This is a genomic window from Streptomyces lycii (assembly GCF_009735685.1).
Taxonomy (GTDB): domain Bacteria; phylum Actinomycetota; class Actinomycetes; order Streptomycetales; family Streptomycetaceae; genus Streptomyces; species Streptomyces lycii.
The window spans coordinates 19,965-39,156 of record NZ_WHPN01000333.1; the positions used below are offsets into that span (position 1 = coordinate 19,965).

10 protein-coding genes, 1 tRNA gene and 5 pseudogenes are annotated in these 19,192 nt (G+C 76.0%); 10 read left to right on the forward strand and 6 right to left on the reverse strand.

The window, feature by feature from the left end; translation table 11 throughout:
- Positions 1 to 111: 111 nt before the first annotated feature.
- The 3 genes and pseudogenes from GCU69_RS21370 to GCU69_RS21380 form a co-directional block, all read right to left on the reverse strand.
- Positions 112 to 1,005: pseudogene (locus GCU69_RS21370) on the reverse strand (chitinase); the annotation flags it as partial.
- Positions 1,006 to 1,537: 532 nt separating this feature from the next.
- Positions 1,538 to 3,019: a HAMP domain-containing sensor histidine kinase gene (locus GCU69_RS21375; protein ID WP_098752023.1), complete on the reverse strand. Its 1,482-nt coding sequence runs from the start codon at positions 3,017 to 3,019 to the stop codon at positions 1,538 to 1,540.
- 46 nt (positions 3,020 to 3,065) lie between these two features.
- Positions 3,066 to 3,755, reverse strand: coding sequence for a response regulator transcription factor (locus tag GCU69_RS21380; protein WP_098752024.1), 690 nt, complete (start codon positions 3,753 to 3,755; stop codon positions 3,066 to 3,068).
- A gap of 164 nt (positions 3,756 to 3,919) precedes the next feature.
- Here GCU69_RS21380 and GCU69_RS21385 point away from each other — a divergent pair, with 164 nt between their 5' ends.
- Entirely contained in the window at positions 3,920 to 4,495 is a 576-nt protein-coding gene (locus GCU69_RS21385) for a hypothetical protein (protein WP_235978612.1), read from the forward strand.
- 5 nt (positions 4,496 to 4,500) lie between these two features.
- Here GCU69_RS21385 and GCU69_RS21390 read toward each other — a convergent pair whose 3' ends face one another.
- Positions 4,501 to 5,379, reverse strand: a complete 879-nt coding sequence (locus tag GCU69_RS21390; protein WP_156206919.1) for a spermidine synthase — start codon at positions 5,377 to 5,379, stop codon at positions 4,501 to 4,503.
- Between the two features lie 540 nt (positions 5,380 to 5,919).
- A complete protein-coding gene (locus tag GCU69_RS21395; protein WP_156206922.1) occupies positions 5,920 to 6,327 on the reverse strand; it encodes a hypothetical protein in 408 nt (135 codons plus the stop codon).
- A 286-nt stretch (positions 6,328 to 6,613) separates the two neighbouring features.
- Here GCU69_RS21395 and GCU69_RS21400 point away from each other — a divergent pair, with 286 nt between their 5' ends.
- The gene (locus tag GCU69_RS21400; protein ID WP_098752027.1) at positions 6,614 to 7,999 is read left to right on the forward strand and encodes a hypothetical protein; all 1,386 of its coding nucleotides are present in this window, start codon (positions 6,614 to 6,616) and stop codon (positions 7,997 to 7,999) included.
- Between the two features lie 129 nt (positions 8,000 to 8,128).
- Here the strand turns inward: GCU69_RS21400 and GCU69_RS21405 are convergent, their stop codons facing one another.
- Positions 8,129 to 8,725, reverse strand: a complete 597-nt coding sequence (locus tag GCU69_RS21405) for a histidine phosphatase family protein (protein WP_156206920.1) — start codon at positions 8,723 to 8,725, stop codon at positions 8,129 to 8,131.
- 335 nt (positions 8,726 to 9,060) lie between these two features.
- On the opposite strand from GCU69_RS21405, the gene GCU69_RS34805 reads away from it, so the two are divergent.
- The 8 genes and pseudogenes from GCU69_RS34805 to GCU69_RS21445 all read left to right on the forward strand — a co-directional run bounded on the left by GCU69_RS34805 (position 9,061) and on the right by GCU69_RS21445 (position 18,973).
- Positions 9,061 to 10,473, forward strand: a complete 1,413-nt coding sequence (locus GCU69_RS34805; RefSeq protein ID WP_218037961.1) for a phosphatase PAP2 family protein — start codon at positions 9,061 to 9,063, stop codon at positions 10,471 to 10,473.
- 1 nt (position 10,474) lies between these two features.
- Positions 10,475 to 11,086, forward strand: a pseudogene (locus tag GCU69_RS34810) (hypothetical protein); the annotation flags it as partial.
- A 246-nt stretch (positions 11,087 to 11,332) separates the two neighbouring features.
- Positions 11,333 to 11,542 (forward strand): annotated as a pseudogene (locus tag GCU69_RS34815) (hypothetical protein); the annotation flags it as partial.
- A gap of 785 nt (positions 11,543 to 12,327) precedes the next feature.
- Positions 12,328 to 14,034, forward strand: a pseudogene (locus GCU69_RS33950) (hypothetical protein); the annotation flags it as partial.
- 772 nt (positions 14,035 to 14,806) lie between these two features.
- Positions 14,807 to 16,162 carry an AAA family ATPase gene (locus GCU69_RS21430; RefSeq protein WP_098752042.1) on the forward strand — a complete coding sequence of 452 codons (1,356 nt, stop codon included), beginning with the start codon at positions 14,807 to 14,809 and terminating at the stop codon, positions 16,160 to 16,162.
- A gap of 348 nt (positions 16,163 to 16,510) precedes the next feature.
- Positions 16,511 to 16,885 (forward strand): hypothetical protein, encoded by a 375-nt coding sequence (locus GCU69_RS21435; protein WP_098752041.1) that lies wholly within the window; start codon positions 16,511 to 16,513, stop codon positions 16,883 to 16,885.
- Between the two features lie 773 nt (positions 16,886 to 17,658).
- A pseudogene (locus tag GCU69_RS21440) lies at positions 17,659 to 18,039 on the forward strand (hypothetical protein); the annotation flags it as partial.
- Positions 18,040 to 18,899: 860 nt separating this feature from the next.
- A tRNA-Lys gene (locus GCU69_RS21445) sits at positions 18,900 to 18,973 on the forward strand.
- Positions 18,974 to 19,192: the final 219 nt, after the last annotated feature.

Sequence of the window (19,192 nt, forward strand, 5' to 3'; positions counted from 1 at the left end):
GCCGTGTCCGGACAGCCGGGTGCCCCGGCCGGTGTGGGGGAATCCGGCCGGGGCACGTCCGCGGGGCGGTGCGGGAGGAGCGGTGCGGCAGGAGCGGTGCGGGAGGAAGCGTCAGCCGCCCTGGCCCGCGAACGCCTTGGTGAAGGCCAGCTCCTCCTGGAGGATCGAGCTACAGGTCGCGTCGGCCTCGGCCTTCTCACCCTCGGGGCACTGCTTGTCCCGGGTGGAGGACCACATCGACACCCAGGCCAGGCCCTTGGACGCGGCGAACTCCGCGACCTGGGTCGCGTCGTCCACCGTGAAGATCTCCGTGACGACGTCGTTGACGCCGATCATCGGGGTGACGGCGACCGTCTTCCATGCCTCCTCGTCGGAGAGCCCGAGGGCCTCCTTGAGCTGGGCCTGGGTGGCGGTGGCCGCCTCGATGGCGTAGTCGCCCATGTCGTCGGTGAAGGCGGGCCCGTAGTCCATCGCCATGATGTTGACGGCGGAGATGTCGACGCCGTTCTTCTTGGCGTCGGCGACCAGGTCGACGCCGGGCTGGGTCAGGCCGGTCGGCATCACGGGCAGGGTGAACGAGACGTCGAGGCCGCTGTGCTCCTGCTGGAGCTGCGCGATGGCCTGCGCGCGCCGGGTGTTGGCCTCGGTGTCGGGCAGCGCCGCGCCCTCGATGTCGAAGTCGACCTTCGTCAGGTCGTACGCCTCGACGACCTTGCCGTAGGCCGCGGCGAGTTCCTCGGCGGAGGAGCAGGCGAGCCCCAGTTCGGAGCCGGCCGCGCCGCCGAAGGACACCCGGACATCGCCGCCGGCCGCCCGCAGATCGCCGATCTGGGCGGCGACCTCGTTGCTGTCCAGGCCGGTGGTGCCGCCCCACTTCGGTTCGCAGCCGCCGCCGGAGGTGATGAAGGCGAGGTTGAACTCCTTGACGCCGGTCTTCTCGGCGGTGCCGAGCATGTCGTACGCGGGTGCGAGGGAGGTGTCGATGTACGGGGCGAAGCCGGCGGCCGCCGCCGCGGGGGCGTCGGCGCCGGTGTCGCCGGCCTGTCCGGCGGACGCGGTCTGGGTCAGGACCACCGCGGTTCCGCCCGCGAGGAGCGTCGCCGTGAGGGCCGCCACGGTCTTGGCCCTGCGGCTCACCGTACGCCGGTGTGTAGTGCTCATGACATGCCTGCCTCTGCTGTGCGGGGGGGTAGGAGTGCACGCCGCACGCTAGCGGGCCGCAACCGCACAAAAGCCCTGATCCGGACGGCGGTCGGTGTTCTTATGGTGGCCTTAAGGACGCGATCGGCGGCGATTAACGGTCCGGCGCCCCGACCCCCGCTGCGGTCCACTCCGGTCCGCTCCCCGGTCCGCTCCCCCTCCGCTCCGGTCCGTCCGCCGCGGTCCGCTGCGGTCGGCTCCTGTCCCCTGCGGCCCGCTCCGTCCGGTCCGCTCCGGTCCGTCCGCGGTCCGGTGCGATCCGTCCGCGGTCCGGTCCGCTGCCGTCCGCTCCGGTCAGCTTCGGTCCGGTCAGCTTCGGTCCGGTCCGGTTACGGCTTCAGGCCGGCACGCCGGGTCCCTTCCGGCCCCGCCCGCGGCGCATGAGCCGGTCGACCCGGCGGCCCCCGTCCGGCCGGCGACCGCCGAGCGCCAGCCACATCCGGACCTCCGTGCCGCCGAGCACCGACCGCCCGATGCGCACGTCCCCGCCGGTGGACTCCGCGACCCGGCGGACGATGTCCAGCCCCAGCCCGGTGGAGCCGCGCCCGCCGTCCCCGTGGCCGCGGCGGAGCGCCGCCTCCGGGTCGGCGATGCCGGGACCGGCGTCCGAGACGAGCACGATGACGGCGTCCTCGGCGTGGTGCACGTCGACCGCGAAGGCGGTGCCCTCGGCGGTGTGCCGGAAGACGTTGCCGAGCATCGCGTCGAGGGCGGCGGCCAGTTCGGGGCGGGCGACGGGGACGCGCACGGTCCGTTCGACTCCGGCGAGCCGCACGGTGCGGTCCTCGTCCTCGGCGAGCGCCGACCAGAACGCCATCCGCTCCCGGATCACCTCCGAGGCGTCACAGCCGCCGGCCGCCCCGCCCTGCCCCCGGGTCTGCGGCCGCTGCTCGCGGGCGGTGCGGATGATCTGGTCGACCTCGCCCTCCAGTTGGGCGACGGCCGCCCGGGTCTGGTCGGCGGCCGGGCCGTCACCGAGGGACGCGGCGTTCAGCCGGAGCACGGTGAGCGGGGTGCGCAGCCGGTGGGAGAGGTCGGCGGCCAGTTCGCGCTCGTTGTCGAGGAGGCGTACGACCTGGTCGGCCATGGAGTTGAACGCCGCGGCCGCGGAGCGCAGTTCGGCGGGCCCGTCCTCGGGAACCCTGGTCGCGAGCCGGCCGTCGCCCAGATCCTGGGCCGCCGCGGCAAGCCGGCCGGCGGGGCGCACCATGCGGGTGCCGAGCCGGTCCGCGACGGCGACGGAGCCGACGATCAGGGCCAGTCCGACACCGGCGAGCACCAGCCAGGCCGTGGTCACCCCGTTCGTCACGTCCTTCTCCGGTACGAACACCTCGACGACCGCGGTCTTCCCGGAGCCCACGGCCGTCGGCTGGAGCAGCGCCCAGCCGCCCGGCACGGCGGAGATCGAGCCCCGGCCGAGCCTGCCCGCCTCCGCCAGCGCGTCGTCGGTACTGTGCCGCTCCCCGATCTCGACGGCGCCCCGCCCGGCGCCGTCACCGGCGTCCTCCCCGCGGGCGCCACCGTCTCCGGCGCCGTCTCCACCGCCTCCGCGGCCGTCCCCGCCGTCCCCGGCACCGGGCGGCACGTGTACGGCGATCCGTCCGGCGGCGCCCGCCTCGGTGCTGGCGACGGCACGCTCCAGCTTGGTGCGGTCGGTGGTGATGGCCAGCGCCGGGCCGACGGTGGCGGCCTGCCGCTCGGCGTCGGAGAAGGCCCGGTCGCGGGCCATCTCCTTGACGACGAGCCCCAGCGGCACGGCGAAGGCGACGACCACCATCGCGGTGACGGCCAGGCACACCTTCACCAGCGCCCACCTCATGCGCACCGCCCCGTCCGGCCGCGCACGCCCCCGCGGGTGCCGCCGCTCACCGCGGCGGTTCCAGCTTCACGCCCACACCCCGCAGAGTGTGCAGATAGCGGGGTGAGGCGGCCGTCTCGCCGAGCTTGCGCCGCAGCCAGGACAGATGGACGTCGATGGTCTGGTCGTCGCCGTAGCTCTGCTGCCACACCTCGGCCAGCAGTTCCCTGCGGGCCACGACCTCACCGGGCCGTCCCGCGAGAAAGGCGAGCAGGTCGAACTCCCGCCGGGTCAGGTCGAGCTGAACGCCGTCCAGCTCCGCCCGGCGGCGCAGCGGGTCGACGCTCAGGCCGCCGACGCGCAGTTCGCGGGAGGGCGCGGCGGCGGTGCCCGCGGCGCGCGACCGGCGCAGCACGGCGGCCATCCGCGCGGAGAGATGCTCGACGGAGAACGGTTTCGTCAGATAGTCGTCGGCGCCGTCGTTGAGCAGCCGGACGATCTCCGCCTCGTCGTCCCGGGCGGTGGCGATGATCACCGGGACATCGGTGATGCCGCGCAGCATCTTCAGCGCCTCGGCCCCGTCCAGATCCGGGAGTCCGAGGTCGAGGATGACGACGTCGAAGCCGACCTGGGCCACCTCGCGCAGTGCCTCCAGCGCCGTGCCGACACTCCGCACCGTATGGGAGGCGTCGGTCAGATGCCGGATGAGGGCGGAGCGTACGAACTGGTCGTCCTCGACCACGAGCACACGTGCCATGGGACGGCACCGTACGCCATCCGGGTGCGGACCGTCGCCCGGTGCGGGCCCGTTGGTCCGGACCGGAGCGAGATCCGGTCCGGGACCACGGTGCCGCCCGGTCCGGTCCGTGACGGAGTGACATCGGCCGTTTCTTCCCCCGGCCTGCTGCCCCGGCTGGGCGCATGAGGCACTATGTGCCGATGCGACGAGGACTGCTGCACGCCGCGGCCTGGCTGCTCGCCACCGGCGCGGCCGTCACGCTGTCGTGGTGGGGCGTCCACACCGTGCTCGCGGGCACGGCGTACGACCGGCCGCGCGCGCTGACCGTCACCGCCGACGAGACGGGGAACGGCACCGGCACGGAGAGCGCCGGCGACCCGCGCGCCTCCTCCACCAGCCGTCCCAGGCCGGACCCGGACCCGACCTCCTCGCCGCCCGCGGACGAGACCCCCGGGAAGTCCGCCGGCACACCGCGCGAGCCGGAGCCCCGGCCGTCCGCGGAGAAGCCCGCCCCCGAGACCACGCCCGCCACGTCCGGCCAGGTGAAGAGCTATACGGCTGCGGGCGGACGCGTCGTGCTGGACCTCGGCGAGGCGTCGGCCGACCTGGTCTCCGCGACACCGGACTCCGGCTGGCAGATGCAGGTCTGGGAGCAGAGCGAGTGGATCCGGGTGGACTTCAGCTCGGGCGACCGGACCACGTCCGTGTTCTGCACCTGGAACGGCCATCCGCCGTCGGTGCAGGTGGTGGAGGGCTGAGCGGGTCAGTCGAAGGCGTCCGGCGGCGGGGCCGGTGACGGCTGCGCCGTCGCGTCGGCCACGGGAGCGGCGCCGCCCGTGAAGTCGGCGAGGCCGCGCCCGTGTTCGACCCGGCCGGGGTGCGGATCGGTCGCGACCCTGCGTGTCAGCTCCGCGAACGGCAACGGGCCGTCGGCGGCGAGCAGCACGGCGTTCCCGAACCGCTTGCCGCGCAGCACCGCCGGGTCCGCGGCGAGGCACAGCTCCGGGAAGACCGAGCGCACGGTGGCCACTTGGGCCCGGAGATGGGCGAGCGGCGGGCCGTCGGTGAGGTTCGCCGCGTACCAGCCGCCGGGACGCAGCACGCGCCGGGCGTCGGCCGCGAACTCGGCGCTGGTGAGATGCGCGGGCGTGCGCGCCCCGCCGAACACGTCGGCGATGACCAGGTCCGCCCAGCCGTCGGGGATCCTGCCGAGCACCGCGCGGGCATCACCGCCGCGCACCCGGATGCGCCAGCCGCTGTCCAGGGGGAGTTCACGCCGTACGAGGGCGACGAGCGCGGCGTCGAGTTCGGCGATCTGCTGGGTGGAGCGGGGCCTGGTCGCGGCGACGTACCGGGCGAGGGTGAACGCCCCGCCGCCCAGGTGGACAACGCGCAGGGGGCTGCCCGGGGGTGCCGCGAGATCGGCGATGTGGCCGAGCCTGCGCTGGTAGGCGAAGTCGAGACGGGCCGGGTCGTCGAGGTCGACGTGCGACTGCGGCGCACCGTCGACGAGCAGCGTCCACGCCCGGGGCCGCTCCCGGTCGGGCACCAGTTCCGCCAGTCCGCCGTCCACGGGCTCCCGGATCTGCTCCGCGCTCCGCGCCCGCCCGCCGCCGCGGCCCTTGGCCTTGCCTTTCGCCATGGGGTCAGTATCGCGCGGCGCCGGACTCCTCTCCGCAGCGCACCCGCGCGCGGCGCCCGCCGCTGACCGGGGACGGCGGTCGAACCCGGGGACGGCCGGAGGCCCGGGGCAACCGCCGCCCCCGGTCGGCCTTTGCCCGGGGCGCCCGGGATACGAGGTGACCGGTGACACCGGGCGACCGGCGGCGCGAGCGGGCTCCGGCTATACGGGACGACCAGCAGGCGCGGACGGTCGAAGGCGCGGGCAGCCGGAGCCGTTGCCAACCGGAGGCGTTTGCCAACCGGAGGCGTCGGCGACCGGAGGCGTCGGCGATCAGAGCCGTCGGCGATCGGAGCCGTCGGCGGCCGGCGACGCCTCCGCATGACCCCAGCACCCCTGCGCACCAGCACCCCGCGCACCCAGCGCCCCCTGTGATCCGGCCGTTCCCGGCCGTTCCCGTCACCTTCGCCCTCGCCGCCCAGCCGCCCTCGCCGCCCAGCCGCCCCGGCACACAGCAGAAAGGTTTCCGCACTCATCGGCCGCGCCGCCCGGACCGCCGCGTCAGCGGCAGCGGTCCAGGACCTCGATCATCCGGGCCGCCTCGTCCAGCGCCGCCCGCAGCACGGCCGGGTCGGTGACGGCGGCGGCCCCTTCCGGCGGTACCAGCCAGCCGGTGCCGGCCACGGGAGGTTCACCGGCACCGGCGGCCGTACAGCCCCCGAGCCCGAGCGTGCGCGTGCAGGCGCTGCCCGGCAGGTTCCAGCGCTCCGCCGTACCGGCCGGAACCAGAAACCCCAGGGTGTCGCAACTGCCGTCGTGCAGGACGGGGCCGACGGCCGGGGCCGATCCGCACACCCCGGGGCCGATGCCCCGGCGCAGGATGTCCACCGCCTCCAGGCCCTGCCGGGCGGGCACGGTGACGAGGTCGCGCTCGACGGTCCGGCCCGTCCGCGAGCCGCTGATGTCCATGCCGGCCTTCAACAAGGGAAACACCTCCGCCGTCGGGGAGCCGCGTCGCTCCTCTGCACAGGGTTCAACGGAACGCGGGCGTCAACGGCAACGGCGGAGGACCGCCGTAAAGGATGGCACTTCATGGCGGAACGCGGGTGAGATATCCGGTTTGTAGGCAAACCCTGTGTGTCCGCCCCGTCACGAGGAGTACGGTCGTGCCCGCCGACGCACCGTCTCGACCGCACCGTCGGCAGCAGGATCTCCGCCCCCCAGCGGGCAGCACCGTCTTCGGAGAGGGCTTGCCATGGTGCCGCCACCAGCGTCTCGGCCGACGTCCCCGCCGGCCGTCCGGACCCGCTCCGAGCCACGGCCGAACACGGCCTTCCGGGAGCTGCGCGGCTCGCTGTCCCCGGGCGAGTTCGCCGCGGCGGTACGTCGTGCCGCCCGCGAGATCGGCGAGCAGGTCTCGTGCGACGCCCGTTACATCGGGCGCGTCGAGTCCGGTGAGATCCGCTGCCCCAACTACGCGTACGAGCGGGTGTTCCGGCACATGTTCCCCGGGCGCACGCTCGGCGACATGGGCTTCTCCCCCAGGGAGTCGGTGCGCGGCCGGGGGGCGCGCGGGGCTCCGGTCGCGCGGGCGCACGAAGCCGAACCACCCCTGCTTGCCGAGATCCACGAGGAGAGCGACGTGCTGCGTCGCGCATTCATGACCGGCGGCACCGCCGCCCTGGCGACCGCCTCCCTGGGGCCGATCGCCGCCGACCGCCCCCGCCGACGCGCCGCCGCCGCCGACGCGGCCGCCGTCGAGGACGCCGTACGCCGGATCCGGTTGCTCGACGACCGGCACGGCGCGGACGGGCTCTACCGGCGCGCCGCCGGGCCGCTGCGCGGGGCGTACGCCCTGCTCGACGCCGGGGCCGAACGCCAGTCGACCAACGACCGGCTGCACGCCGGCGTCGGCGAACTCGCGTTGTCGGTGGGCTGGCTGGCACACGACTCGGGCCGGTTCGCCGATGCCCGCTCGCACTACGCGGAGGCTCTCGCGACCGCGCGCGTCTCGGGTGACGCGGCGCTGGAGGCGCACGCCTTCTGCAACACCGCGTTCCTCGCCCGGGACGCGGGCCGGCCGCGGGAGGCGGTGCGGGCGGCGCAGGCGGCGCAGCGCGCGGCCCGTCGGCTGGCCTCCCACCGGTTGCTGTCGCTGCTCGCCCTGCGCGAGGCGGGCGGCTGGGCGGGCCTCGGCGACCGTACGGCCTGCCAGGGGGCGCTGCTGCGTGCCCACACCCTCTTCGCCCGCGGGCCGTCGGCCGCCGACCCGGAGTGGATGTCGTTCTTCGGCGAGGCGGAGCTGGAGGGCCTTGAGTCGCAGTGCTGGGCGGCGCTCGGCGACTGGGCGCGCGCGGCGCGGCACGCCCGGCGCGCGGCGGCGCTCCAGGATCCGCATTTCGCGCGGAACACCGCCTTGTTCACGGCCGAACTCGCGGGCGACCTGGCGCGGGAAGGGGTCGTGGACGAGGCGGCGGCGGCCGGGCTGCGGGTCCTCGGGCTGCTGGGCGACGTCGAGTCGGCGCGGGTCCGGGCCATGCTCGACGACACGGCCCGCACCCTGCTCCCGCACCGCCGCACGGCACCGGTCGCGGAGTTCCTGTCCCGGGTGGAACCACCGCCGGGCACCGCGGGCGCCTGACACGCGTGCGGCGGATGCCCGACACGCGTGCGGCGGGCGCCCGGGCGGCCCCGGCCGCAACGGGCGGCCGCGGCAGGCAACGGGCGGCCGCGGCAGGCAACGGGCAGCCGCGGCCGCCGCGTCGCGGTCTCAGCCGGCCAGGTGCCCCGTCTCGTTCCAGGACTCGACGGCCGGCTCCCCGTACGCCCATCCCAGCACCGACAGCGAAGCCGGTGCCAGCTTCAGCCGGGACGCGAACGCCACCTCCTCGCCGAGCCAGCGGGCGGCGAGGGTGCGCAGGATGTGCCCGTGCGCGAACAGCAGCACGTCCCGGTCCGCCGAGCGCGCCCACTCGATCACCGCGTCGGCCCGCTTCGCGAGCTGGGCGATCGTCTCGCCCCCGGGCACCCCGTCGCGCCAGATGAGCCAGCCGGGCCGGCGCTCCTGGATCTCCGGCGTGGGCAGTCCCTCGTAGGCGCCGTAGTCCCACTCCATCAGGACGTCCCACTCCTCGGCCCGGTCGCCGAAGCCCGCCAGCTCGCAGGTCTCCGCCGCGCGGGACAGCGGGCTGGTGCGGACCTCCGCCCCGGGGAGTCCGTCGAACGGGGGCCGGCGCAGCCGCTCGCCGAGCAGCCGGGCGTCCCGCCGGCCCTCGTCGAGGAGCGGGATGTCGGTGCGGCCGGTGTGCTTGCCGGTGAGCGACCACTCCGTCTGGCCGTGCCGGGCCAGCAGAATGCGCGGTGCCATGAACGGACCTCTCGCGGGGGTGCGGTGTGCTGGGCGGAACACGCCGGTGACCCGGGCGTGCGCGCCGTGCCCATCATCGCCCACGCCGGTGCCGGACGACCGCCGGGGGCGGGCCGCGCGGCACCGTTGCCCCCGGTCAGGGGCGCGCGCCCGGGAAGAGCCGGGGCAACTCGCGAGGGCTTCCCGGCGTCTTCCCGCTCGCGCGACCGACCGGGAACGGCGTCCGAACAGGGGATGGCCGGCTACCGGGGAGCGGGTGTACGGACGGTTTCCCGTGCACCGTACGGTTGACCGCGCGCGTGCCCGGCCGTCCATTCACGGGGGAGAGTTTCCGGATGCCCGATTCCGTGCCCACGGGGGCACACACGACCCGCCACGGCTCCCGACGGCTCCGCTGGTGGACCGAGCTGCCCCTGCTCGCACTGCTGTACGTCGGCTACTGGGCGGTCCGGATCGTGGTGGCCGGCAGTGAGGACCGGGCCGTGCGGAACGGCCTGGACATCCTCGCGCTGGAGCGGACGCTGCACCTGGACGCGGAGAGCCCGCTCAACCGGCTCTTCACGGAGCAGCCGCTGATCGGTGTGCCCGCCGACTTCTTCTACGCCTCGCTGCACTACCTGATGACGGTCCTGCTCATGCTGTGGCTGTGGCACCGGCGCCCCGCGCGCTACCGGGCCGCCCGCACCTGGCTGCTGGTCTCCTCGGTGCTCGCCCTGATCGGTTTCGCCCTCTACCCGGTGTGCCCGCCGCGGCTCCTCGACGCCGGACACGGTTTCGTCGACACGATGGCCCAGTACGCCTCGTACGGCTGGTGGGGCGGTGCCGCGAGTGTGCCGCGCGGGATGGGCTCGCTGACGAACCAGTTCGCGGCCATGCCGAGCCTGCACGTCGGCTGGGCGCTGTGGTGCGGGGTGGTGCTGTGGCGGTACGGCCGGGGACCGCTGGCCAGGGCCGCCGGCGTGGCGTATCCGCTGCTGACCTCGCTGGTGGTGATGGGCACGGCGAACCACTACTTCCTCGACGTGGTCGGCGGGGTGGCCGTCATGGCGCTCGGGCTGCTGCTGGTCCGCCCGCTGCTGCGACTGGCGGACCGGGCGCGGGAGCGGTTCGCGGGGGCACGCGCACGGGAGGGGGCGCGGGCGCCGGACCGGGCGCCGGTGCGGGACGGGGCGCCCGTACGGGGCGGGGCACCGGCACCGGCACCGGCACCGGCACCGGCACCGGCACCGGACGATGCGCCGGTACGGGACCGGGAGCCCGTACGGGGCGGGGCACCGGTGCGGGACCGGGAGCCGGTCCGCCGGGCGGTCTCCGTGGGAGCCGGGAGCACCGCGGACGGCGGCTCCTGCGGGATCACCGGGGCCACCGCGTCCGCAGGGGAGTCCGGGGGTGCCGTGTCCGCCGGGGGATCCCGGGTTGCCGCGGGTGCCGGGAGGGCCGAGGCCGCAGGAGCGTCCGGGCGCGCCGCGGCCACCGCGTCCGCCGGGGGATCCCGGATTGCCGCGGGTGCCGGGAGGGCCGAGGCCGCAGGAGCGTCCGCGTCCGCCGGAACGTCCGGGCGCGCCGCGGCCACCGCGTCCGCCGGGGGCCGCTCCGGAAGCAGGTCTTCCACAGTTGTCGGCGCGGGATGCGAGACTTCGCCGGGTGAACGGATCCCTCGACAGCCGGACCGCGAAGGAAGCCCCGGAGCAGCCGTCGCCCCAAACCCCGCCACGGCGGACGACGGCGCTCCGGCAGCGGCTCGCTGAGCTGCGCGGCCCCTCCGCGGAGCCGCAGCCGCTCGACGCCCGGGCGCTGGCCGCCCTGGCGGCCAACCCGGGCTGCCGCCGCCGCGCGCTGCTCGACGGCGCCGGAGTGGACAAGGCCGCGCTCGCACGGGCGCTCGGCGCCCCGACCACCTTCGGACAGTCCCAGTTCGCCTTCGTCCGGGGCAACGCCTTCGAGGCGCGCGTCCGGTCCGACGGCGGTGCCGAACTGATCCGTCTGCTGCACGAAGGGCTCGGCGGCCCCGCGGCCCCCGCACCGCCCGATCCGGGAGAGGTGCTGGTCCCGGACCTGTCCGCGCCGGGCCCCGAGGGCCGCACGGCCCGCACCCGGCTCGCGCTGGAGGACGCCTTCGCCGCCGGGGCGTGGTCGCTGCTGTTCCACCCGATGCTGCGGCTCGACGTGGCCGGTTCCCCGGCGTATCTGGAGCCGGACGCGGTCGCGGTGCACCCGGACGGCAGCTGCACGGTGGTGGAGATCAAGTCGTTCCCGGTGTTGGACGGCGCGGCGGACCCGGCGAAGGTGGGCGCGGCGGCCCGTCAGGCGGCGGTGTACGTCCTGGCACTGCGGGAGCTGGCCGCTGCCGTGGACGGTTCCGGGGACGGCACCGCGGCGGAGGCGGCGGCCGTGGACGACGGGAACGAGGACGCCGCGGCCGGGGACGACGGGGCTGCGCGGGATGCGCGGGATGCGCGGGATGCGCTGGTTCCGGCGACGGCCTCGGCACGGGCGGCGATTCCGGCACCGGCGGGGGAACCGGCGCAGGCAGGGGGCCCTGAGCCGGATGAACTTCCGGAGCCGGAGCCGGAGCCGGAGCCGGGTTCCGGGCCCCGGGGCCCGGAACGGGTGCGGCCCACCGTGCTGCTCGTGTGCCCGAAGGACTTCTCCAACCTGCCGACGGCCGAACCGGTCGACGTACGGAAACAGCTCGCCGTCACCCGGCGCCAGCTGGACCGGCTGACCCGGATCGAGGAGATCGCCGCCGCCCTGCCCGAGGGCACCACCTTCGACCTGCGGCTCGCGGACGACGGGCGCACCCCGACCCGGCCCGCGGAGGAGTTGACGGCCGCCGTCGAGTCGGTCCGCGCCACCTACTCCCCCGACTGCCTGGCCGCCTGCGAGCTGGCCTTCCACTGCCGCAACCGGTCCCGCGAGGCGGGCGCGGTGGAGGCGCTGGGGCGCGGGGTCCGCGGCGAACTGGGCGGGCTGACGACGGTCGAGAGCGTGCTGGACGCGGCACTCGGAGCGGGCGGCGACCCCTCGGACCCGACCGTCGCGGCGCTGCGCCGGGCGGCGGCCCTCCGCGCCGAGGCACTGCGGAACACCGGGGGGACCGGCAATTCCGTAGCCCCGGGAGGTCCCGGAACCCCGGGGGGTGCCGGAGTCCCTGGAGGTGCTGGAGTCCCTGGAGGTCCCGGAGACACGGGAGGTCCCGGGGACACGGGAGGTCCCGGGGAGACAGGAGGTCCCCCGGGCGCACGACGGCCCGGAGAGCCGCGCGGGCCCTCTCCGGCCGACGTCTCCGGTGAACCGCACGGGCCCGGCCGGGCCGAACACCCGGGAGAAGCGGACGGTCCGGGACAGGCTGACGGCTCCGGACGGACCGGCGTCCCCGGACGGATGACCGGCGGCCCCGGTTCACCGGACGGCTTCGGTGCACCGGACGGCTTCGGTGGGGTCGACGGCCCGGGAGGGGCAGGCGCGGCCGCCGATCCCGCTGACGCTGCCGGCCCTGCTGAGGCTGCCGACCCCGCCGAGGCCGGCCGGTCCGGAGGCCCCCGGGAATCCGGTGGCCCCCGGGAATCCGGTCGTGCCGGGACCACCCCTCGGGAGGGCTCGTGTCGCTGATCTCCACTCTCGCCCGGATGGAGGCGGTGGCCTCGGGCCGGGCGCAGCCGGGAGCCACCGTGCGGCACCGGCATCTGTCGGACCGTCCGATGGTCTTCGTACCGTTGACGACCGCGGGTGAGACGGGTGCGCCGCTCGGTGCCCTGGTCGGCACCGACCGGGAGGCCCCGCGCCTGCTGGTCGTACCGCAGCCGCGCGACCGGGACCTGCGGTTCGCGTTTCTCGCGGAGCTGGCCGAGATCCTGCTGCCGTACATCGACGGGTACGCGGACGACGTCGGGACCGAGGAGCGCAAGGAGACCGACCCGGAGACCGGCAAGAAGGTGCCGGTCGAGGTCGAGCTGTGCGCCGACGCGCCGCAGTTGCTGGTGCCGAGCGGAGCGGGCGTCTCGTTCGTACGGCTGCTGGGCCGCTCCATGCGGTTCCGGCGGACCGCCGAGGAGGACCCGGACACGCCCTACCCGGCGCCCGCGCGGGTGCCGCTGCTGGGGCGTTGGCTGACGCATTACGGCGAGCGGGCGCGCGTTCCCGGCGCTTCGCTGCTGCTGTCGATGACCGGGCTGCTCAGCCGGCACTGGACGACGGGGCAGAGTGCCGCCGAGGACCAGCACCTGGGGGCCCTGCTGGGCTGGATCGACCCGCCGGAGGGCGAGACCGGGGCCGCCGCGGCGCTGCGGGCGGAGCTGGAGCGCGGCCCGGACGGGATGCTGCTCTGCCCGCCTGCCGGGCCCGCGACGGACCCGGTGTTCGACAACAAGCTGCTGGCCCCGGCCATGTCGCGCTACGACCGGGCGCGGGCGGAGATCCGCGCGGCGGCCGGAAACGATCCCCGCGTGCCGGAAGCGCGCGCCTCCGGGGACGGATACGTGCCGCCCGGGGAGGACGGCGGCGTGCTGCCCGGCGAGGACGGGGGCGTGCTGCCGGGCCGGGACGGTGGCGTGGCACCCGGCCGGGACGGCGGCATGCTGCCCGGCCGGGACGGCGGTGTCGACGAGGCGCGGCTGCGGAACGCCCGGCGTGACCTGGCAGCGGCCGAGGAGGAGATCCGGGAACTGCTCGCGAGCCGGCTCGGGCCGACCTGGGAGGCCGTGTGGCGCGGGATCGATCTGCTGCGCGCGCTGCCGCCCGGCGGGCATGTCGCCGACCGCTGGAAGCGCGACCGCTGGTCGTACACGGGTCACCGGGACCGGGTCCGCGCGGGCGAGCCGCCGCAGCCGAGGCGGGACGACGCGGTGACCGCGGCCCAGAAGCTGGCGAGCCGGGAGACCGCTCAGGCGCAGCTGGACGCGCAGGAGGCGCTCGACGATCCGCTGGTGATGGCGGCGCGGCGGCTGGCCGGGGAGGCGTTCGCGGGCGAGGTGACCGAGGTGGAGATGGCGTACTCCGAGGGCAAGCGCCCGATGCCGCGCCCGCTGGTGACGATCCGTACGGACGACCGGCCGCATCTCGCCGAGCGGGCGAAGGTGTACCGGGCCGTGGAGGACGGCAGGACGCAGCCGGCGGAGTTCGTGGCCCGGACGCCGGAAGGTGTCGTGATCCGGCTGACCGGCGGCATGGGCCGGGGCAAGGTCCCGGAGCCGGGTTCGGTGCCGGGGCCGGGTGACCGGGTGTGCTGGACGCTCTTCGAGCACGCGCCGCGCGGCGGCCCGGACCTGCCGGATCCGGAGCGGACCCCGTGGACCCACGGCGGTCCGCCGGTGGCGGCCGGCCCGGACGCCACCGTGCGCCGGGGCACCTCGGCGGCGGACGCCACGGACACCTCCACGGCGGACACCACGGCACCGCGGACGGCCGCACCGCATACCGCCGAACCGCAAGTCCCCGCACCGCAAGCCACCACACCGCAGGCCGTCGCACCGCAGACCGCCGCACCACAGGCCGTCGCACCCGCACCGGGCGCCGCAGTCCGGGGCGCCACGGCCCCGGGCACCGCAGCCCCGGACACGCCCGCCCCGGGCGCCTCGGACCAAGGCCCCTCGGCCCATGCCGCCCCCGCGCCGGATTTCCTGGCTCGGGACATCCCCGCGGCGGACGGCGGCCGTCCCGGGCACACCGGGCCGCCGGACGACTCCGGGGCCGCCGGAGCGGGCGGCGCTGCCGGCCCCCGGGCCCGTTCCGGCGTCCGCCCCACCGTTCTCGACACCAGCCCGGACCCGATGACTCCGGAGGACTTCCTGTGACGCCCGACTCCACGGCCGCCACCGCCCCGCCGCCGACCGGCGGCCGAGGGACGCGGACCGGCCGCCGCACGGCACCCACCGGGACCGGAACACCTGAGACCGGGAGCCGGCGGGCGCGGACCGGAACGGCTTCGGCCGGGAGGACCCCGGCCGGAAGGACCCCGGCCGGAACGGCTTCGGCCCGAAGAACCCCGGCCGGAAGGACTCCTGCCGGAAAAACCTCGGCCCGAGCGGCGCCCGCCGGAGGGACGCGAACCCGTACGGCGCCGACCGGACCGGGAGCGGCGGCATGACCACGACGGCCCAGCCCCGTACCGCCGGTTTCGACCCCGGTGAGGCCGCCTCGCGCGCCACCGGGGCCATCCTGCACGACACCCTGCACGGCCCGCACCGCGGCGTCGTCGTGGACTCCCCGCCCGGCGCCGGGAAGTCGACGCTCGTGGTGCGCGCGGCCCGCGAGCTGGCCGCCGCCGGACGCCCGCTGATGGTGGTCGCGCAGACCAACGCCCAGGTGGACGACCTGGTGGACCGGCTGGCGACCGCCGATCCGGATCTCCCGGTCGGCCGGCTGCACAGCAGCGACTCCGATCCGTACGACAAGGTGCTGGACCGGCACCCGGCGGTCCGGAAGTCGGCCAGGGCCGCGGACCTGGCGGGCATGGACGTGGTCGTCTCGACCGCCGCGAAGTGGGCGCACGTCAAGAACGCCGGTCCGTGGCAGCACGCGATCGTCGACGAGGCGTACCAGATGCGCTCGGACGCGCTGCTGGCCGTCGCGGGGCTCTTCGAGCGGGCGCTCTTCGTCGGCGACCCGGGCCAGCTCGATCCCTTCAGCGTGGTGGGCGCGGACCAGTGGGCGGGGCTGTCGTACGACCCGTCGGCGAGCGCCGTGACGACGCTGCTCGCGCACAACCCGGAGCTGCCGCAACACCGGCTGCCGGTGTCCTGGCGGCTGCCTGCCTCGGCGGCGCCGCTGGTCTCCGGCGCGTTCTATCCGTACACGCCGTTCCGCAGCGGCACCGGGCCGGGCGACCGGCGGCTGTCGTTCGGCGCGGCCCCGGACGGCTCGGCCGCGGACCGGGTGCTCGACGAGGCGGCGGCATCGGGCTGGGGCCTGCTGGAGCTGCCCGCGCGGCACACCCCGCGCACCGACCCCGAGGCGGTGTCGGCCGTCGCCGCGGTCGTGCGCCGGCTGCTGGACCGGGGCGGCGTGACGTCGGACGAGCGGTCGGCGGAGCCGGCTCCGCTCACGGCGGACCGGATCGCGGTGGGCACCGCGCACCGCGACCAGGCGGCGGCGGTCCGGGCGGCGCTGGACGGCCTCGGGGTGTCCGGCGTCGCGGTGGACACGGCGAACCGGCTCCAGGGCCGTGAGTTCGACGTGACCGTGGTGCTGCACCCGCTGTCGGGCCGGCCCGACGCGACGGCGTTCCACCTGGAGACGGGCCGGCTGTGCGTGCTGGCCTCGCGGCACCGGCACGCGTGCATCGTGGTGTGCCGGGCAGGTGTGGCGGAGCTGCTCGACGAGCATCCTTCGACCGAGCCCGTACAACTGGGGGTGACCGTGAAGTTTCCCGACGGATGGGAGGCCAACCACGCGGTGCTGTCGCATCTCGCGGAGCACCGGGTGAGCTGGGAGCCGTGACGGGGCGGACCGCGGCCCGGCCCGTGACGCGGACACCGCCGCCCGGGGCCCCGGCGGGTACTCCGCCGTCCGGACCGGCAGGCCGCGTTGTCCGGACCGGCGAGGACTCCGTTGTCCGGACCGGCGGGGACTCGGCCGTCCCGGGGCGGCGGTGGACTCCGTCGCCCGCGGCCGGTGCGGGACACGGCCGCCCGGGGCCGTGAGCGGAGGCCACGGCGCCCTCTTGCGGCACACGGGACAATGGAATGCGGCATCCACCGATCAGCAGGAGTACGGGTTCCCGAGGAGGACGGGCGCGAGCCCGAACGGGACACCGTCCGATCGCACCAACTGCCGGGAGGCACGTTCATGACCGAGCCGCAATCGGCTCCCGATCCCCGCGGGCGCCGCGAACCGCCGCGGCCGCACAAGCCCGCGGCGCTGCTCTTCGAGCCGCCGGAGGCCGTCGCGGACCCGGAGCACTTCTTCGACCTCGAGTCCATCGAGGACCCGCGAGACCTGCTGGACCGGTCCACGGAGCTGACTCTCGCGTTCCGCGAGGCCGCCGACCGGGCGACGGAGTTCCAGGCGATCGCGGCGGCGCAGCTGGCCGACCCCAAGCGGTTCGACCGGCTGCCGGAGTCGGCGATCGCGGCGCGCGCGGAGTGGACCGAGGACTACGCCAAGAAAATGATCGAATTCGGTCGCGACCTGCTCCGCAACAGCGGCTCGACACCTCATTGACCACACCTCGTAGACCACACCTCGTAGACCACACCTCCCTGACCACACCTCGTTGACCACTGACGACAGCTCGTTGACGGGGGATCGCTGCCCACACCTCGGTGACGGCGGCTGGTTGACGGCGGCTCGCCCGGCCGTATCTCGCCGACCGCGGCGGAGACGGGCGGGCGGGGCCGCGGGCGGGACGACGGATCCGGAGAGCGGTGCGGACGGCCGGCGCGGACCGCCCGGCGCAGGAACGGCGGCCCGGGCCCGGCTCACGGGCTCGGCTCGTCCCTGCCCCGGCCCGGTTCGCAGGCCCGGCGCAGTTCCGGCTCACAGGACCGGTGCTCCTGCACGGCTCTCGTACGGGCCCGGCACAGGGCTGGTACGGCCCGGCGCAGGCTGTACGGTCCGGCGCAGCTGCGGGGTGGTCCGGGACGTCCATGGCGGTTCGGGAGACCGACCGGACGCGGCCGGACCCGGCCGGCACGGACGGCACGGCGCTGGGCAGCGCGGGGCTGGGCAGCGCGAGACGGGGCAGGGCGAGGCAGCGCGGGGGCGGAAGTGAAAGCGAGGGCTCGCGACCCGGGTCCCGTGGACTGCCGGAGCGGCCCGGGGCAGCCCGGCGATCCGTGTCGGCGGAGCACCGGGCCCGGCCCTGATGCGCCCGCGCGTCTTTGTCGGGCGGGATGCGCCCCCGAGCGCCCGTAAGGTACGCCACCGCCCACACTGCCGTACAGATTTCCGACAAGAGCCCGCATGTTCCGCGGTGGTGCCATTATCCCTTTCTCATGGACCACTGGCAGCCGTATCCCGACGCTCCCACGCGTTTCGCCCTGTTCCGGCCCCCCGCCTCCGTCGACCCGGTCACCGGGGCCGACAGTCACCACACCGCCGCACGGCCCACCGAGGCGGGAGCGGCCTGGCTCGCCTCCGCCACCCCGGCCCCGCACCGGACCCTGGCCCGCTGGGCGGAGTGCCCCGGCACCCCGGCCGCGCTGCCCTGCGGCACGGCGTTCGACGTGGTCAGCGCCCCCGCCGTGTTCGGCCGCCGGATGGCGGACCGGCTGTGGAGCGACGGCCCGGGCACCGGTCCGGTGGCGGTGCACCGGGGACGGATGCTGCTGTTCACCGCGCCCGGCACCGCGCGACTGCTGCCCGCGCTGCTCGACCGACAAGCGCGGCCGGCCCAGGACCGGGAGGCCCAGGAACGGGAGCCGCACGCACGGCAGGCCCAGGTACGGGAGGCGCACGCACGGGAGGCCCAGGTACGGGAGGCGCACGCACGGGAGCCGCTCGCCCGGGAGAACCAGAAGCCGGAGATCCGGATACCGGAGCCGCTGGAGCCCGAACTGCCGGAGCCGGAACTGCCGGAGCCGGAACTGCCGGAGCCGGAACTGCCGGAGCCGGAGCCGCTGGAGCGAGACGCGGCCCTGAAGCGGGAGGCCCGGGAAGCGGAGCGGGAGGAGCGGCGAGCACGCGGCCCTGCCGTTCCGCCACTGCTGTTCCACGGCGCCGGGGACACGGTGACGGTGCCGCCGCCCGTGCCGCCGCGGGCCGCGCCGGCGGGCGGCCCCGGCGCCCCGGCCGCGTACACGGCCCCCCGCGGGAGCGCGGGCCTCTGCGGGAGCCCGGCCCCCTGCGACAGCGGAGGCCCCTGCGGGCACGGAGACGCGTACGGGAAGGGAGACGGGTACGGGAACGCCTACGCGCACGGAGGCCCGTACGGCACCCGGGACCGGGACCCGTACGGCAGCGGCGCGGCGTACGGGATCGAGGCGCCCGCGGCCGGGCCCCGCGCGGCTCCGCCGGACCGGCCCGCCGCCTCCCGCTGGCTGGTCGCCCCCGATGTACGGCACCCCTGGCTGCCCGGCGGCGAGGCGCTGCTGTGGGCCTGCCTGCGCGCGGTCCGCGGGCCCGGCGAGGGCGGCGAGGGACGGCGCGGCCGGGCCCACCTGCCGGTCCTCGCTCCGTGCCGAGCCTTATCGATTTTCGCCCAGCGGGATCCGGATGCTAATGTCTTTCCCGTCGGGCGCCGCTAGCTCAGTTGGTTAGAGCAGCTGACTCTTAATCAGCGGGTCCGGGGTTCGAGTCCCTGGCGGCGCACTTACGGTATCGCCGTTGACGAAAGGCTTTTCCGCTCACGCGGGAAAGCCTTTCGTCATTCCCGGGCACCGACCCTCACCCGGACTCCCGGGCACAGCCTCTCTCCGGGGCCTCCGTCCTCGGGGCGGGAGGGGACGACGGCCGGTACTCGCCCGAGGCCCTCACCCCTGATCGACGTAGGGCCCCGTGACCGGCATGCGGAGCCTGCGTTCGCCGGGC

What these genes read in the sequence shown, in the direction of transcription:
- GCU69_RS21375 (WP_098752023.1), bottom strand. Translation starts at nt 3,019, where the DNA reads ATGAGGTGGGCGCTGGTGAAGGTGTGCCTGGCCGTCACCGCGATGGTG.
- GCU69_RS21380 (WP_098752024.1), bottom strand. Translation starts at nt 3,755, where the DNA reads ATGGCACGTGTGCTCGTGGTCGAGGACGACCAGTTCGTACGCTCCGCC.
- GCU69_RS21385 (WP_235978612.1), top strand. Translation starts at nt 3,920, where the DNA reads ATGAGGCACTATGTGCCGATGCGACGAGGACTGCTGCACGCCGCGGCC.
- GCU69_RS21390 (WP_156206919.1), bottom strand. Translation starts at nt 5,379, where the DNA reads ATGGCGAAAGGCAAGGCCAAGGGCCGCGGCGGCGGGCGGGCGCGGAGC.
- GCU69_RS21395 (WP_156206922.1), bottom strand. Translation starts at nt 6,327, where the DNA reads ATGGACATCAGCGGCTCGCGGACGGGCCGGACCGTCGAGCGCGACCTC.
- GCU69_RS21400 (WP_098752027.1), top strand. Translation starts at nt 6,614, where the DNA reads ATGGTGCCGCCACCAGCGTCTCGGCCGACGTCCCCGCCGGCCGTCCGG.
- GCU69_RS21405 (WP_156206920.1), bottom strand. Translation starts at nt 8,725, where the DNA reads ATGGCACCGCGCATTCTGCTGGCCCGGCACGGCCAGACGGAGTGGTCG.
- GCU69_RS34805 (WP_218037961.1), top strand. Translation starts at nt 9,061, where the DNA reads ATGCCCGATTCCGTGCCCACGGGGGCACACACGACCCGCCACGGCTCC.
- GCU69_RS21430 (WP_098752042.1), top strand. Translation starts at nt 14,807, where the DNA reads ATGACCACGACGGCCCAGCCCCGTACCGCCGGTTTCGACCCCGGTGAG.
- GCU69_RS21435 (WP_098752041.1), top strand. Translation starts at nt 16,511, where the DNA reads ATGACCGAGCCGCAATCGGCTCCCGATCCCCGCGGGCGCCGCGAACCG.